At 42.1% G+C, this 14,189-nt stretch carries 10 protein-coding genes; all 10 read right to left on the minus strand.

The window, feature by feature from the left end; translation table 11 throughout:
• Positions 1–22: 22 nt before the first annotated feature.
• Entirely contained in the window at positions 23–889 is an 867-nt protein-coding gene (locus ABGU93_RS08825) for a glycosyltransferase family 2 protein (RefSeq protein ID WP_347413100.1), read from the minus strand.
• 93 nt (positions 890–982) lie between these two features.
• Entirely contained in the window at positions 983–1,966 is a 984-nt protein-coding gene (locus ABGU93_RS08830) for a glycosyltransferase family 2 protein (protein WP_347413101.1), read from the minus strand.
• Positions 1,967–2,080: 114 nt separating this feature from the next.
• The gene (locus ABGU93_RS08835) at positions 2,081–4,087 is read right to left on the minus strand and encodes a GBS Bsp-like repeat-containing protein (RefSeq protein ID WP_347413102.1); all 2,007 of its coding nucleotides are present in this window, start codon (positions 4,085–4,087) and stop codon (positions 2,081–2,083) included.
• Between the two features lie 121 nt (positions 4,088–4,208).
• Positions 4,209–7,031 carry a GBS Bsp-like repeat-containing protein gene (locus ABGU93_RS08840; RefSeq protein WP_347413103.1) on the minus strand — a complete coding sequence of 941 codons (2,823 nt, stop codon included), beginning with the start codon at positions 7,029–7,031 and terminating at the stop codon, positions 4,209–4,211.
• Between the two features lie 117 nt (positions 7,032–7,148).
• On the minus strand, positions 7,149–9,359 hold the full coding sequence (locus ABGU93_RS08845) for a glycosyltransferase family 2 protein (RefSeq protein WP_347413104.1): 2,211 nt from the start codon (positions 9,357–9,359) through the stop codon (positions 7,149–7,151).
• A 24-nt stretch (positions 9,360–9,383) separates the two neighbouring features.
• Entirely contained in the window at positions 9,384–10,580 is a 1,197-nt protein-coding gene (locus ABGU93_RS08850; RefSeq protein WP_347413105.1) for an ABC transporter ATP-binding protein, read from the minus strand.
• 33 nt (positions 10,581–10,613) lie between these two features.
• Positions 10,614–11,402, minus strand: a complete 789-nt coding sequence (locus ABGU93_RS08855) for an ABC transporter permease (RefSeq protein WP_347413106.1) — start codon at positions 11,400–11,402, stop codon at positions 10,614–10,616.
• Between the two features lie 106 nt (positions 11,403–11,508).
• A complete protein-coding gene (rfbB, locus tag ABGU93_RS08860) occupies positions 11,509–12,612 on the minus strand; it encodes a dTDP-glucose 4,6-dehydratase (RefSeq protein ID WP_347413107.1) in 1,104 nt (367 codons plus the stop codon).
• A gap of 29 nt (positions 12,613–12,641) precedes the next feature.
• Positions 12,642–13,208 carry a dTDP-4-dehydrorhamnose 3,5-epimerase gene (gene rfbC / locus ABGU93_RS08865; RefSeq protein ID WP_347413108.1) on the minus strand — a complete coding sequence of 189 codons (567 nt, stop codon included), beginning with the start codon at positions 13,206–13,208 and terminating at the stop codon, positions 12,642–12,644.
• Positions 13,209–13,216: 8 nt separating this feature from the next.
• Positions 13,217–14,086, minus strand: coding sequence for a glucose-1-phosphate thymidylyltransferase RfbA (rfbA, locus tag ABGU93_RS08870; protein ID WP_347413109.1), 870 nt, complete (start codon positions 14,084–14,086; stop codon positions 13,217–13,219).
• Positions 14,087–14,189: the final 103 nt, after the last annotated feature.

Consider the following 14,189-nt stretch of genomic DNA (forward strand, 5'->3'; position numbering starts at 1 on the left):
CCTAGTCTCCCTTTCCCGATTTTTATTTCCTACGAGTATTTTTAGCCAGTGCTATTTTTTTCATGATCGTCGTTCCCGTGATTACGCACCACCGAGTAAGACCATTATACTTATCCTGATAATGCTTATTGTAAAAAATTGTCATGGAATCATAAAATGCGGCAATAACTTTGGGGTTCCGTTTTCCAATGCCACTGGCTTTCTTATGATGAAAAATGCGAATTTCCGGGTAGTACATGATCTGATACCCGGCCTGTTTGATGCGATAACACCAATCGACATCTTCTCCGTACATAAAAAAATCCTCATCCAGCATCCCGACCTGATCGATGACAACCCGCGGTACCAGCATAAAAGCGCCCATAATACAATCGATGGAGCATGTTTTGTTTTCATCCACATAGGTCAGATTATAGGCACCAAAACGGGTGCTTTCAGGAAATGCGGTATCCAGATTAAGACTGTGATAAAGCCCATTCAATGGTGTGGGAAAGCTTCGTTTACAGGCTGGATCCAACTTCCCTGAAGGCAGCAGCACCTTACAACCGAGAGCGCCAATATGTTTATGATCTTTGATAAATGCCACGGCACCTTTTAACGTATTCAGATCAACAATCGTATCGGAATTCAACAAGAGGACATAATCACCCTGCGACGCTTCCATCCCGATGTTATTGGCCTTTGAAAAGCCCAGGTTTTCCGTGTTTTTTATGATTGTTATGGCTGGAAACTGCTTTTCTATGGCTTCGACGCTGCCATCTTTCGAAGCATTATCCACCAGGATGATTTCATAGTTTAAACCTTTGGTATTGCTTTTGATGATTGAGTCAATACAATTTGATGTCAATTCTTCTGTTTTATAATTAACAATAATAATCGATAAATCCATTTTTAGCCTTTCTTAAGCCTTTTTGTCTTTCAAAAGACATTATATTTTACCATACAGCCTATAAATATGGAAGGGCCGAAATGGAAACTGTATTTACTTCCTAATTTTATTTTCAATAAACCGAAATACATTTAATATCAATTGTGCTTCGATTAAAAAATAATGCCCCAGATTTTTCAGTTGAAAAGGAATCTTTTCAATTTTTTTGTGGTTTTTCAAGCCTTCCTTAATTCCCGTTGCATAATCTCTGCCAAAGCCCCTCTTTAAAAAAAGTACATATTTAACTAAAAATCCCAACAACAAAAACGGGCTATTTACAAGCAACTGCATCAGGGGCATGTTTTTATAGGCCACATAAATATTGTTGCGTGCCGAAATTTGCACTTTAAACGGGCTGTACTTTTGTCCTTCTGCGGTCGTTGCGCTGCCAATATGATAACAAATGGCTTTAGGTTCGTAGCGATTTTTATACCCGTTTATTAAACCCCGATATGAAATATCCACATCTTCCATATAGGCAAAGAACGCCTCATCAAATAAGCCGATCTCATTTAAGACCGCTCGGCGATAAATCCCGGCCCCGGCACAGGTGCTAAAAATTGCTGTTGGCTTATTATGGGAATTCACTGATTGCCCATCGCCCCGTTTATACCCCCAACCGAGTATGTTATAGAAATCACCGGTATCATCCAGCTTATCTCGTTCATAATAACGGATCATTTTTGAGCTCACTGAAAATACCCGGGGGTTGTCATCAATATGCAGATATAGATATTTCACAAAATCCGGATCAGCTACCACATCATTATTTAAGAGCAAACAGTATTTTCCCTGGCTCGCCAGAATCCCCTGATTAACGGACTTGTCGAAACCCGAATTAACCGGATTTTCCAATAAGGTTACATTTTTATACGCCTTTATGATATTGACACTGGTGTCTGTCGAACAATCGTCCACGACGATAATTTCCATCTGTCCAAACTCACTAAAACTTTGAATCATCATACTATCCAGGCAGTTGGCGATAAAATTCTCCCCATTGTAGTTTGGTATAATAACTGAAACGTCACACTTCATAAAATCTTCCTTTATCTCTATAAATAGTCCGTTTCATTATAACACAGGATCTTCCTTTACTAAACAAAAAGAGACCAGGGCTACCTGTTCCCAGTCTCTTTTACGATCAATCCTTTAATTTGCGTTACTGTAAGGGTTGTGAAAATCAATCCATATTTCCGGATCAACACAGGCATAATCTGCATTGACTATGGCGCCAAAATGAAGATGGGGACCATAGGCGTTGTCAATATATTTGCCCTGGGCATTATAGCCAGATCCTCCGACTGATCCAATCTTTTGGCCCTTACCAACTGCTTGTCCCACACTCACGTTGATCTCCTGCAGGTGTCCATAAAAGAACGAAACGCTTTCCCCATAGCGATCCGTCGTTCGGATTCTGACATAGCGCCCATAACCCATAAAATAGCCCGCCTTTTCTACCACACCATTCCCAACCGCATAACAAGGTGCATAATAGGGAGCCGGGATATCAACCCCTTCGTGGATATCGTCCCATCGCGGTCCAAACCAATCGGTGGGATCACTGGCATTTGGTTTGTAATTCTTATCCATCGGATAGTAGAAAAAACCATAAACAGTGGCAGTATTCTGCAAAATCTTTTTACTTGCGTCTTTTACAAAAACAGTTTTTCCGTTTTTGTCAACCAGATAAGCGTGAGAAATAAACTCATCAACAATAATATTGTAAGCTCGCAAATTAATGGTAGCTTCCCAAGTATGATTGCCAATGTAGGTTGCCTGTTCCCAGCGTAGATCATCCTGTCCATTAGAACAGCTCCAGGTTGGGAACATGATGCCTGTTACCCCGTTTTCATTTGCCACATTTTTTATTCGCACTTTGTAAATATTGTTGAGCACCGCATTGTCATATTCAATAGTCGGGTTAATATTTGCCATGGTAAATTCAGCGTTGGCAAAAGCAATGTTCCCGCCCGCCGTTCCCCAGAGGTAGGCATGAATAACATAGACCCCGGTTTCAAACCCATGATTTTCTATGTTAACATAAGCGTAAAACTCACCATCGGGACCTAAGGCCCCCTCGTACCATTTTAATTCATCTTGGCCATTTCGATTTGACCACACTGCAAAGATTACGCCCTTAACCCCAGTCTTAGCCGAACAGTTTTGTGTACTGATTGAAAATTTTGATATATCGCTGTCATGCTGAACTTTCAATTCCAAGGGTTCCTTCAAGAACGGGTTACTAATGACCTGTTCCATCGCGCCACTGTATTTTTGCTGCCCATCTTTATTTGTCACATAAACATGGGTAATAAATGTATCATAACTCCGTTTATAGTCATCGATTGAAATGGTGGCTTCCCAAGTATCATTTCCCACATAGATACCTGTTTCCCACCGTAAATCATCATGTCCATCTGCCTGACTCCAGGTGGGAAAACTCACTCCCGTGACGCCATAAGGATTACTCACCCCACTTATTCTAACTTTATACGTGCTGTTTACTACCTCTCCTAGGGAGATTGATGGGTTGGACGTTCCTAAGCCGATTGTATTGGCAAAGGTTTTAGCCACCTCTCCCTGCAATCCATAGATATAGCTATGGACATGATAATCACCAGTTTCAAATCCATGGTCTTTAATATCCACTGTAAAGCTGTATTCACCACTACTATTGAGCGTGCCTTCATACCAATGGATATCGTCCTGACCATTTCGTTCAGACCAGACCGGAAACAAAACCTTACTGATCCCTGTTTTTCCTGCGTACCCAACAGTGTTTACTGTAAACCGCGTTATATTTTCAGCTGTTTGTGAAACATTTACTTTTAAATTATTAACATCGAGAGCCGTCGCTAATATTTCTGATGCGTCCTCAACTGGCTTTGCTTCATCAGTGGTTAATTTTTCCGTTTCTTTTGTCTGTGAGTCCAAAATGTTACTATCAGGGCTATCTTCGGTATCTTTAACATTTTCTTTTAATTGCGTCTGTGCGGGGTCTGCTAATATTACTGTTTCTTCTGATATCATATTCCCCTGATCAACAGAGTCCGTTGATTCCTGGGCCATCATTTGACCCGATGAAAAAAACATGATCAATATCCAACAAATGGTCAATGGTTTTATCCAGCTTTTCTTAGCTGTGCTTTTTATCATTTTTTTGCCCCTTTAATAATCTTTCCCTTTATCCCTACACTATCATTGAACCATTCCCGACGTCAAGACATAGAAGTAAAAAAAACAGAGCTGAATTTTTTCAGCTCTGTCTCTTAAATAACTAAAACTTTTTCATAATCGTTTTAACCTTACCTGCGTAGGTCGTATCGGCTGCCCAGGTTCCCGCCAGTTCTTCAACGGAAACCGCTCTTAACCGAAGGGAATCATTCCATCGTGGATCAACTTTCGTTTGATTCAAAGCAGCACTGCTGGCATAACATTTTAAGTGTTGTACATGTCCTCTGATTCCGGTTTGAAGACCTACCTTGTTATACCCATACACCGTTGCGAAATCATAACCTGGCACGCCTCCGGTGGCACCCAAGCCGGCGAAATTAAATTGTGCCGGCTTGACGTCGCCGCCAAACTGAAGACTTCCGGTTTCCAGCATTGCCTGTGCAAAGGCAACCTCGGCGCGAACGCCTTCGGCATTACACTCACTGATATAAAGCTCAACAAAGGTTTCCAGATTGACCCCGAGATCATTGTAAATCTGGGGATAGACTTTTCCCGTCCCCTTATAATAGGCCACTAATTGAGCCGCCGTTACGGTTGTTGCACCCATAATCGGGGTTTCCACATATCGAACACTGACTGAGGTATTGCCCAGGAATACTGACCGCCCATCCGTTTCCACGCCATAAGCGTGAATCGAATAGGTACCACTGTCCCCATTATGGTTTTTAGCGTCAATTGTCACCTGGTAGCTGCCATCACTTTGTTTGGTGGCCGTATACCATTTAATGTCATCCTGACCATTCTCATCGCTCCAGGCTGGAATCAGAATGTTTTTGATTCCGTTTGGCGCGGTAATACCACTTACTGTTGCGGTAATAATATTTTCAGTCACGGTCGCTTTTACTGTTGTTGCTGACATTGGTGTTGTTGCCACACTGACTGAAGAATTCCCTAAAAATGTCATTTTTCCGTTGGTATCTGTTCCATAAACATGGATACTGTAGCTCCCACCGGAGTAATTATGATCTTTGATATCAATGGTCACATTATAACTGCCATCACTTTGTTTGGTGGCCGTATACCACTTCAGATCGTCCTGCCCATTATTGTCACTCCAGATTGGTACCGTGATAGAAGCGACGCCACTTGGCGCAGTGATTCCTTTTACTGTTGTCGTAATCTTGTTGCCTGATACGCTTGCCGTCACACTGGTTGCCGTCATCGGTTCGACTATAACTTTTACAACTGCACTACCAACAAAGGTCATTCTATTGTTACTATCTTTACCATAGGCGTGAATATTATAGGTTCCGCCATCGTAGTTATGATCTTTGATGTCGATGGTTATTTTATAACTGCCATCAGTCTGCTTCGTTGCCGTATACCATTTGATATCATCCTGACCACCAGTTTCACTCCAAATTGGTATTGCCATTTCAGTAATGCCATTCGGTGCCGTGATCCCTTTGACGACTGCTGTGATTTTGCTCCCGGAGACACTTCCGGTTACACTGGTCGCGGTCATTGTATTAACTTTAACGGTTGCCGTTGTACTACCCAAAAATGTCATTTTATTGTTACTGTCGGTTCCATAGGCATGAATATTATAGCTGCCGCCATCATAATTATGATCCTTGATGTCGATGATTACCTTGTAGCTGCCATCCGTCTGTTTAGTTGCCGTGTACCACTTAAGATCATCCTGACCGCCGCTTTCACTCCAGATTGGTATTGACATCGATGTGATACCATTCGGCGCGGTTATTCCTTTTACCGTTGCCGTAATGGTGCTGCCGACTACTCCGCTTGTTACACTGGTTGCCGACATTTTTTCCTGCACCGATGAGGTTACATTTGCAGTGGTATTCCCTAATAAGGTATATTTACCGTAAGAATCTACACCATAACAATGCAATTGGTAATCGCCACTGGTATAACCATGATCTTTAACATCCAGGGTCACACTGTAGCTGCCATCACTTTGTTTGGTCGCAGTATACCATTTCAAGTCGTCCTGGCCACCCTCATCACTCCAGGTTGGGATATAAATGACCTGTAATCCATTGGGGGCTGAAACACCTTTAACAGTAGCCGTAATTTTATCGCCGCTAACCGTGGCCGCAAATCCTGATGCTGTCATTGGTGATGTTGCGGCTCCAAAAAGCTCGCTGACACTTGCCAAAACCTGGTCAGCCATTTTCTGCTGATTAGTCCCATCGGCCAATTTCAGTGATTCTGCATTATTAGATACAAACCCTGCTTCAATCAGCACTGAAGGCATGCTTGTTTTTCGCGTGTAGGCGTCATCCCGCTCAACAATCTTGTCTCGACTGGGAACATAGGTTAAATTCTGCTTGAAATTCTCATTGAGCAGATTTGCCAATTCCTTCGATTTTAAGGCAATGGTTGGTGGTGTCGCATCCAGATCAGCAGTCGATCCATCAGACCAGAGCCCGGTTTTTTGATAGATTCCATTATTATCAACCGTTGGATGATAACTGCTCCAGTAAAATTCATAACCGCTGGCTGTCGCCGAACCGGAATTATGGTGAACACTGATGAACAAATCAGCCCCTAAACTGTTGGCGGCATTGCATACCGTTGTTGAATTATTTGTTGTTGTCGCCAGCATGGTTGGCAAGCCGGGGTTTCCTGGAATCTGATGACTCAGCATGGCATTATAGCCGCTATTTCGTAAGGTTGTGACAATTTTAATGGCTAATGCATTATTAAGATCCACTTCCGTAATGCCCGTTGTTTTGTTAACAGCGCCTGTATCGGTTCCAGATTGATGCCCCGGATTAATCACGATCGTGGTGCTTGCGGCATTAACCGTCGTACTGAAATACGAAAAGAAAGTAAATAGCGTGAGGATGACGATCACCCCCAAGGCGATCTGCTTTCTTCTGTTTCTAATACTCTCCATCATTTTCCTCCTTTCTTTAAAATTTTCGCCCGATGTCATTACACTTATAGTTGTAACGATAATATCACAAATATTTTACATCGTCAATTTATTCGTTACATCTAATGGATGCTTAAGTTAAATCTCATTCTTTTCATCTTCTTCAGATTTTCCTCTTACATAACCCACGATATCCACACAAATTGCGTAATTTCCATCAACTCGAGTCAAGTTCCGGTTATAGTAGGGATCGTTCTTGATGTATTTTAACCAATGATCCTTCATATATTTAATTTCACTGTTGAAACGCTTGTATTTGGAATAGGTATCCTCCGCGCCTCGGGATTTTGATTCATAGTGATAGAGTTCCACATTGTGAAGCCAGACATTGTATTTTCCCGCCTCGTAAAGCTTGAGACAGAAATCGACATCATTAAAGGCTACTGTCAGTTTTTCTTCAAATCCATTAACCCGATCAAAATCTTCCCGTTTCACCATCATACAGGCCGCCGTCACTGAAGTGTAGTTATTCGTCGTAACGAGTTTTCCAAAGTAACCATAATCACCCCGGGGATAGCCCACATGTCCATGTCCGGCAACGCCGCCCATTCCCAATAAGACGCCGGCATGCTGAATGGTATTGTCGGGATAATATAGTTTTGCTCCGACTGCGCCAACATGTTCCTGCTGAGCATAGCTGACCATCCGTTTCATCCAGCCGTTGGTAATAACGGTGATATCATTATTCAGGAACAGCAGATACTCACCTTTTGACTCCTGTACTGCCAGATTATTTATTTTTGAAAAGTTGAAGGGGATATCAATCCGCACCACTTTAAATTGATCCGGGTATTTTTTTGTATAGTATTCAAAAAGCTTGAAAGTTTCTTCTTTTTCACTGCCATTATCGACAACGATGATTTCAAAATTTTCGTAAATAGTTTTCTCATAAATCGAATCAATACAAGCTTTTAAATCTGCCGCATTGTCCCGGGTTGGGATAATCACCGATACTAAACCATTGTTTACAATTTCATACTCAATATTATAAACGCCGGGAAAAGCCCCATGGCTAACCGTGCCCTTAATCTGCCGTCTTTCCAGAGCATCTTCAAGAGACTTTAAACCCGCTTCGAAGGCATAACCTTTTGAATCCGGATTGACTGCGGTAGAATTACTGATCATCCGCCAGTGATACAAGATCTTCTGGATATGGAAAATCTGATCTGTTTTCTCAGTGAAGCGAAGCACCAGATCATAATCCTGAGCCCCTTCATAACCTTTTCTGAAGCCACCGATTTCGTCGATAATGGTTTTACGGTAAACACCAAAATGGCAAATATAATTGGTCGCCAGGAGAATGTCCGGCGCCCAGTTCGTTTTGAAAAATGGCTGGCTTCGTTTATTATCCTCGCTTAACTTGTCTTCATCGCTGTAGATAAGATCGGCTTCGGGATGTTCGTTTAATAATTTAACCACTTCGAATAATGCAAATTCGGCCAACGTATCGTCATTATCCAACAGCCCTATAAACTCACCAGTGGCAATCGCCAGGGCCGAGTTTGACGCCTCCGAAATATGACCGTTCTCTTCCCGGTAAACCACCTTGATTCGGGAATCCAGCATTTTGAATTCTTCCAGCAATGGTTTAATATGGGCATCCGTAGAATTGTCATCGGCGATGCACAATTCCCAGTTTTCGTAGTACTGATTGCGAACCGAATCAACGCAGGCTCTGAGCCATTGTTCTTCAACATTATACACCGGCATGACGATAGAAACCTTAGGTTTATAAGCAAAACCGCTTATTTCTTCCAAGACCACTTTTTTATCATAATCTTCATGGACTTCAATCCAGAAATCATAATTTTCCTGATTTTTATACTTCAATTCAAACTTTATTTTTCGGATTGTATTTTTTAGTCCATTGCGACTGAGATATCCCACCGTTCGAGTAGTAACTCCCACCAGTCGTTTGGCATTAAAGAGATTCGGTTTTTTTAAATAATCATAGTTTTTTTTCAAATTAATCGGGACAATGCGAACATTATTTTCATCTTTTAATTTGAGTTTCAACTTTTCGCCATATGTTTTCTCGTCAAACTCTATAATAAAGCCAACCTTGGCATCATCTGGCAGTGAGTACTTGTTGTTGACGTCAATTCTGAAATCCCGTTTGAATTGAATCCCAACTGCTTCTCTTCCTAACAAATACAATTCGACCGGTTCTTTGGTTTTAGTGTTAAAGGCCCATCCCTGGACAGTGGCACATCGACTCGCTTCATCTTTTACAATTTTGTCGATGAAATATTTTATTTCTTCCTGTTCAATAACTGATTTCTTTTCCATACCAATAACCTTCCTCTATCATTATTAAATTATTTCCCATTGATGTTCCATATGAACCAGACCTTCGGTAAAATAATCGGCTACAACCGAGATCACAAAGGCCGCGGTTTCATAATCCAGGTTGACAATGCTTTTATTTGCAAAAAGCCCGATATCCACTTCATATTTTCCACCCAGCAACGGTAGCTTGGGCACCACATAACGGACATGATGGATTCCTTTTGTTTTGGGAATCGTCACCCCATCTAAATGAGTGTTCGGGCCAAAAATATATTGTCGGTCAATGGTATAAAAAGCCACTCCTACCAGGGGTTCACTGGAAAGATCATCATACAGCTCATACTCAATATCGACACTGAAATCATCAAAGGTATTCAGGGTTTCCGTATTACAGCTCACTGAAATAATTTTTCCCAGACTTGCTTCAAACTCCATTTTTTCAGCCAGTGGATTGCCCTTTTCCAGTGCTTTCTGTTCCATGGATTCTTTAAGCATTTCGCTTTCATACATATCAATAACATGGGTGACCTCATCAAACATCCGCATCTCGCCATGATCGATCCATACCGCTTTGGTGCAAAAGCGTTTGATTTGTTCCAGCGTATGGGAGACAAAAAGTACCGTTTTTCCTGAAGCTTTAAATTCTTCCATCTTATTGATACATTTTATCTGGAATTTTGCATCACCAACGGCCAGCACCTCATCGACAATGAGTATTTCCGGATCTACATTAATGGCCGTCGCAAATGCCAGCCGGGCAAACATTCCGCTGGAATAGGTTTTGACCGGCTGATAAATATATTCACCAATCTGGGCAAAATTGACAATGTCATCTAATTTTTCGTCCATTTCTTCCTTACTGTAGCCCATAATCAGACCATTGGAATAAATATTTTCGATTCCCGTATACTCCGGATTAAACCCAGTTCCCAGTTCCAACAGCGCCGATACCTTCCCATCGACATAAACATCGCCTTTGCTTTGGGTCAGCACGCCGGAAATTATTTTGAGTAGGGTTGACTTCCCTGATCCGTTTTTACCCACAATGCCAATCGATTCACCTTTTTTAATTTCCAGATTGATGTTATTGAGGGCATAAAATTTATGATGATATTCTCTTTTTCGGATAAAGCTCATGGATTCTTTTAAGCGATCCATCGGCCGTTGATATAATTGGTAGATTTTTGTAACGTCTTCTATTTTTATTGCCACATCTGACATAATTTCCTCCACTGATCCGTGATCAACATTTTTCTATAAGACATCAGCAAAATGCGGTCTTAATTTTCGATACACCGCAATTCCGATTAGCAGCAATACAAATGAAAATCCCCAGAAGTACGCTGTCATGACGGGATGTTCCCAAAACCAGCCGGTGCCAAAAAAGCTTTCCCGATATCCCTGGACAATGTAATATAAGGGATTTAATTTCAAAATCCAGAGTAAATTTGCCGGAAATATATTTATATCCCAAAGAATCGGGGTTCCCCAGAAAAGTACTTGCATACCGACATTGATGAATTGCAGGATATCCGTGAAAAAAGGTTGAAGCGAAGCCGTTATCCAGGTCAAACCGGTTAAAAAGACTATCAAACAGATCAGATAATAAACAATCTGGACTAAATGCGGTGTGATTGGCTGACTGTACAACAACATCATCACCACTGTGAAAGCAATAAAAAAGATATGGGTATACAACGAAGAGATGATTTTTACCGTCGGCAGAATTTTAATATTAAAGGTTACCTTTTTAACCAGGTAGCTATATTCCCGAAAACAATTCGTTCCATTCACCAGACACTCCGAAAAGAAAAACCAGACAATAATACCGGTTATCAAAAACAGAATAAAGGGCATCCCGCCGGTGGGAGCCGACTTCAAGCCAACATCAAACACAAACCAATACACCGCTATGGTTACCGTCGGCTGAATAAACGCCCACATAATCCCCAAAAATGATCCGGCGTACCGGGATTTAAAATCATTGATCGAAAATTTCTGGATCAGTTTCCGATTTGCATACAAATCTCTGATATAATCCATTAAATCTTTAAACAAGTACAAACTGACACCTCATTCTTATTCTTAAATGAAAAAGCACAAAAACTGTGCTTTTTCATTTACATCTATTCTACTTTTTCTGTTTTTTTTATTTTTTTCCGTACATATTTTCATAATACTGCTGATAGCCGCCAGACTTCACCTGTTCCAGCCAGTCCTGATTGTTTAAATACCATTCAATGGTTTCGGCAATCCCCTGTTCAAAGGTGTAGGATGGTTCCCATCCCAGCTCGGTGGTTATTTTGGTATTATCAATGGCATAACGACGGTCATGTCCCAGTCGATCTTCAACATAGGTGATCAGATCTTTGTTGATTTTTGAACCATCATTATCAATTTTATATTTACCGGAGCGGAGCATCTTGCCGACATCCTCGATAATTAAATGGACAATTTCAATATTCGCTTTCTCGTTATTGCCGCCAATATTGTAGACTTCGCCGGCTACCCCTTGTTCAAGGATGGTATCAATGCCGCTACAATGATCTTTGACATGCAGCCAGTCTCTGATCTGCATCCCATCGCCATAAACCGGCAGGCTTTTTAAGGCCACCACATTGGAGATCATCAACGGAATCAGTTTTTCCGGGAAATGATAGGGTCCGTAATTATTGGAACAGCGGCTGATGGTTACCGGCAACTTGAAGGTCTGACCATAAGACCGGACTACCAGGTCGGCACTGGCCTTGGATGCCGAGTAAGGGCTGTTGGGAGCGATCGGTGTCGCTTCGGTAAACAGTCCTGTTTTTCCCAGGGCCCCATAAACCTCATCGGTAGATACCTGATGATAGCGAACACCAGCCCGATAGGTCGGATAGCCATTTTCATCTTTTCCGGTTTGCCAGTGATTTTTCGCCTCATCCAAAAGAACCAGGGTTCCCATCACATTGGTTTGGACAAAAATCTCCGGATCTTCAATGCTGCGATCGACGTGAGATTCGGCAGCAAAGTTCACTACCGTATCAAAATTGTATTGATCAAAAAGATTTTTGACAAACGGACGGTCCACAATATCCCCTTTGGCAAACACATAATTGGGGTTGTCTTCAATATCCGTTAAATTTTCCAGATTTCCGGCATAGGTCAACACATCTAAATTGACTATTTTATAATCCGGGTGCTGATTTAGCATATATTTTACAAAGTTAGAGCCAATAAATCCGGCACCACCGGTGACTAATACTGTTTTCATGATTACTCCTTCTATCCTATAAATACGATCTATTCAAATCTTAAGGACTCGCTGATCTCCCTTAAAAAGGGCAGTTGGCCGTCTTTTTCCGAAAGCAACATTTCATCGATTGTCTCGAGAGGCCACTGGATCCCGACTTCCGGGTCATTCCAGCGAATCCCGCCATCATATTCCGGGGCATATAAATTAGTACATTTGTAGTTAAATACCGCTTCCTCGGAAACGACTAAAAAGCCATGGGCAAAACCTTCCGGAATATAAAACATGGTCTTGTTGGCTTCGGTTAACAGCACCCCGGCCCATTGTCCGTAGGTGGGCGAGCCGTTTCGCAGATCCACGGCAACATCATAAACCTCGCCCTTGGTCACCCGAACCAGTTTTCCCTGGGAAAACTTAGTCTGGAAATGAAGCCCTCGTAAAACGCCCTTGCAGGATTTGGACTCATTATCCTGCACAAAGCGCATCGTTAAACCCGCTTTGTGGAATTCTTCCTCGTTGTAGGTTTCCATAAAATAGCCGCGATGATCGCCAAAAACGGATGGTTCAATTATCACCAAGCCGTCGATTTTCGTTTTGATTACATTTATCTTTGCCATAATACCACCTACTTGCCTTTAGAACATTGGATCAGATACTGACCATAAGCTGTTTTCTTCAACGGTTCCGCTAGTTTCAAAAGCTGATCTTTGTCGATAAAACCCCGCAAATAGGCAATTTCTTCGACGCAGCACACATAAAGCCCCTGTCTTTTTTGGATCGTCTCCACAAAATTGGAGGCTTCAATTAAGCTGTCATGGGTTCCGGTATCAAGCCAGGCCATTCCCCGGCCGAATAATTCAACCTTTAAATTCCCCTGTTTCAGATAGGTTTCATTAACGGTGGTAATTTCCAGTTCCCCGCGTTCAGAAGGTTTAATGTTTTTGGCAATCTCCACCACCGCATTATCATAAAAATACAGTCCTGGTACCGCAAAGTTGGATTTTGGATTTTCGGGTTTTTCTTCAATGGAGAGCACGGTGCCATCTTTGGCGAACTCAACCACCCCATAACGTTCCGGATCGGTTACCGGATATCCGAAGATCACCGCCCCACTTTGCAGTTTAGCAGCTTTTCTGATGGTCTCGGTAAAACCATGACCATAAAAAATATTGTCACCCAATACCAGAGCCACATTGTCATCGCCAATGAATTTCTCGCCAATAATGAATGCCTCTGCCAGACCATTAGGGGCATCCTGTACCTCATACACAAAATTCAACCCCAATTCTTCCCCGGAACCAAATAGTCGTTCGAACATGGGGAGATCGTGGGGTGTGGAAATGATTAAAATATCTTTAATCCCGGCCAGCATCAAGGTTGCCAGCGGGTAGTAAATCATCGGTTTGTCGTAAATGGGCAGTAATTGTTTGGACACTGCCCGGGTGATCGGATAAAGTCGGGTGCCGGAACCTCCGGCTAATATAATACCTTTCATAATTGCCTCTTCTCTTGTAAATTGTTTACGCATTCCCGGCGTGCCATCCGCTTTGAGGCCGATTTACAGCGACAGCTAAATCAGGCACGCTTGCGAATCCTGC

Origin of the sequence: Acetobacterium sp. (assembly GCF_039830195.1) — a bacterium.
Lineage (GTDB): Bacteria > Bacillota > Clostridia > Eubacteriales > Eubacteriaceae > Acetobacterium.

Coding starts and splice junctions, on each gene's coding strand:
- ABGU93_RS08840 (WP_347413103.1), bottom strand. CDS start 7,031: ATGGAGAGTATTAGAAACAGAAGAAAGCAGATCGCCTTGGGGGTGATC.
- ABGU93_RS08850 (WP_347413105.1), bottom strand. CDS start 10,580: ATGTCAGATGTGGCAATAAAAATAGAAGACGTTACAAAAATCTACCAA.
- ABGU93_RS08825 (WP_347413100.1), bottom strand. CDS start 889: ATGGATTTATCGATTATTATTGTTAATTATAAAACAGAAGAATTGACA.
- rfbB (WP_347413107.1), bottom strand. CDS start 12,612: ATGAAAACAGTATTAGTCACCGGTGGTGCCGGATTTATTGGCTCTAAC.
- ABGU93_RS08830 (WP_347413101.1), bottom strand. CDS start 1,966: ATGAAGTGTGACGTTTCAGTTATTATACCAAACTACAATGGGGAGAAT.
- ABGU93_RS08855 (WP_347413106.1), bottom strand. CDS start 11,402: ATGGATTATATCAGAGATTTGTATGCAAATCGGAAACTGATCCAGAAA.
- rfbC (WP_347413108.1), bottom strand. CDS start 13,208: ATGGCAAAGATAAATGTAATCAAAACGAAAATCGACGGCTTGGTGATA.
- ABGU93_RS08845 (WP_347413104.1), bottom strand. CDS start 9,359: ATGGAAAAGAAATCAGTTATTGAACAGGAAGAAATAAAATATTTCATC.
- rfbA (WP_347413109.1), bottom strand. CDS start 14,086: ATGAAAGGTATTATATTAGCCGGAGGTTCCGGCACCCGACTTTATCCG.
- ABGU93_RS08835 (WP_347413102.1), bottom strand. CDS start 4,087: ATGATAAAAAGCACAGCTAAGAAAAGCTGGATAAAACCATTGACCATT.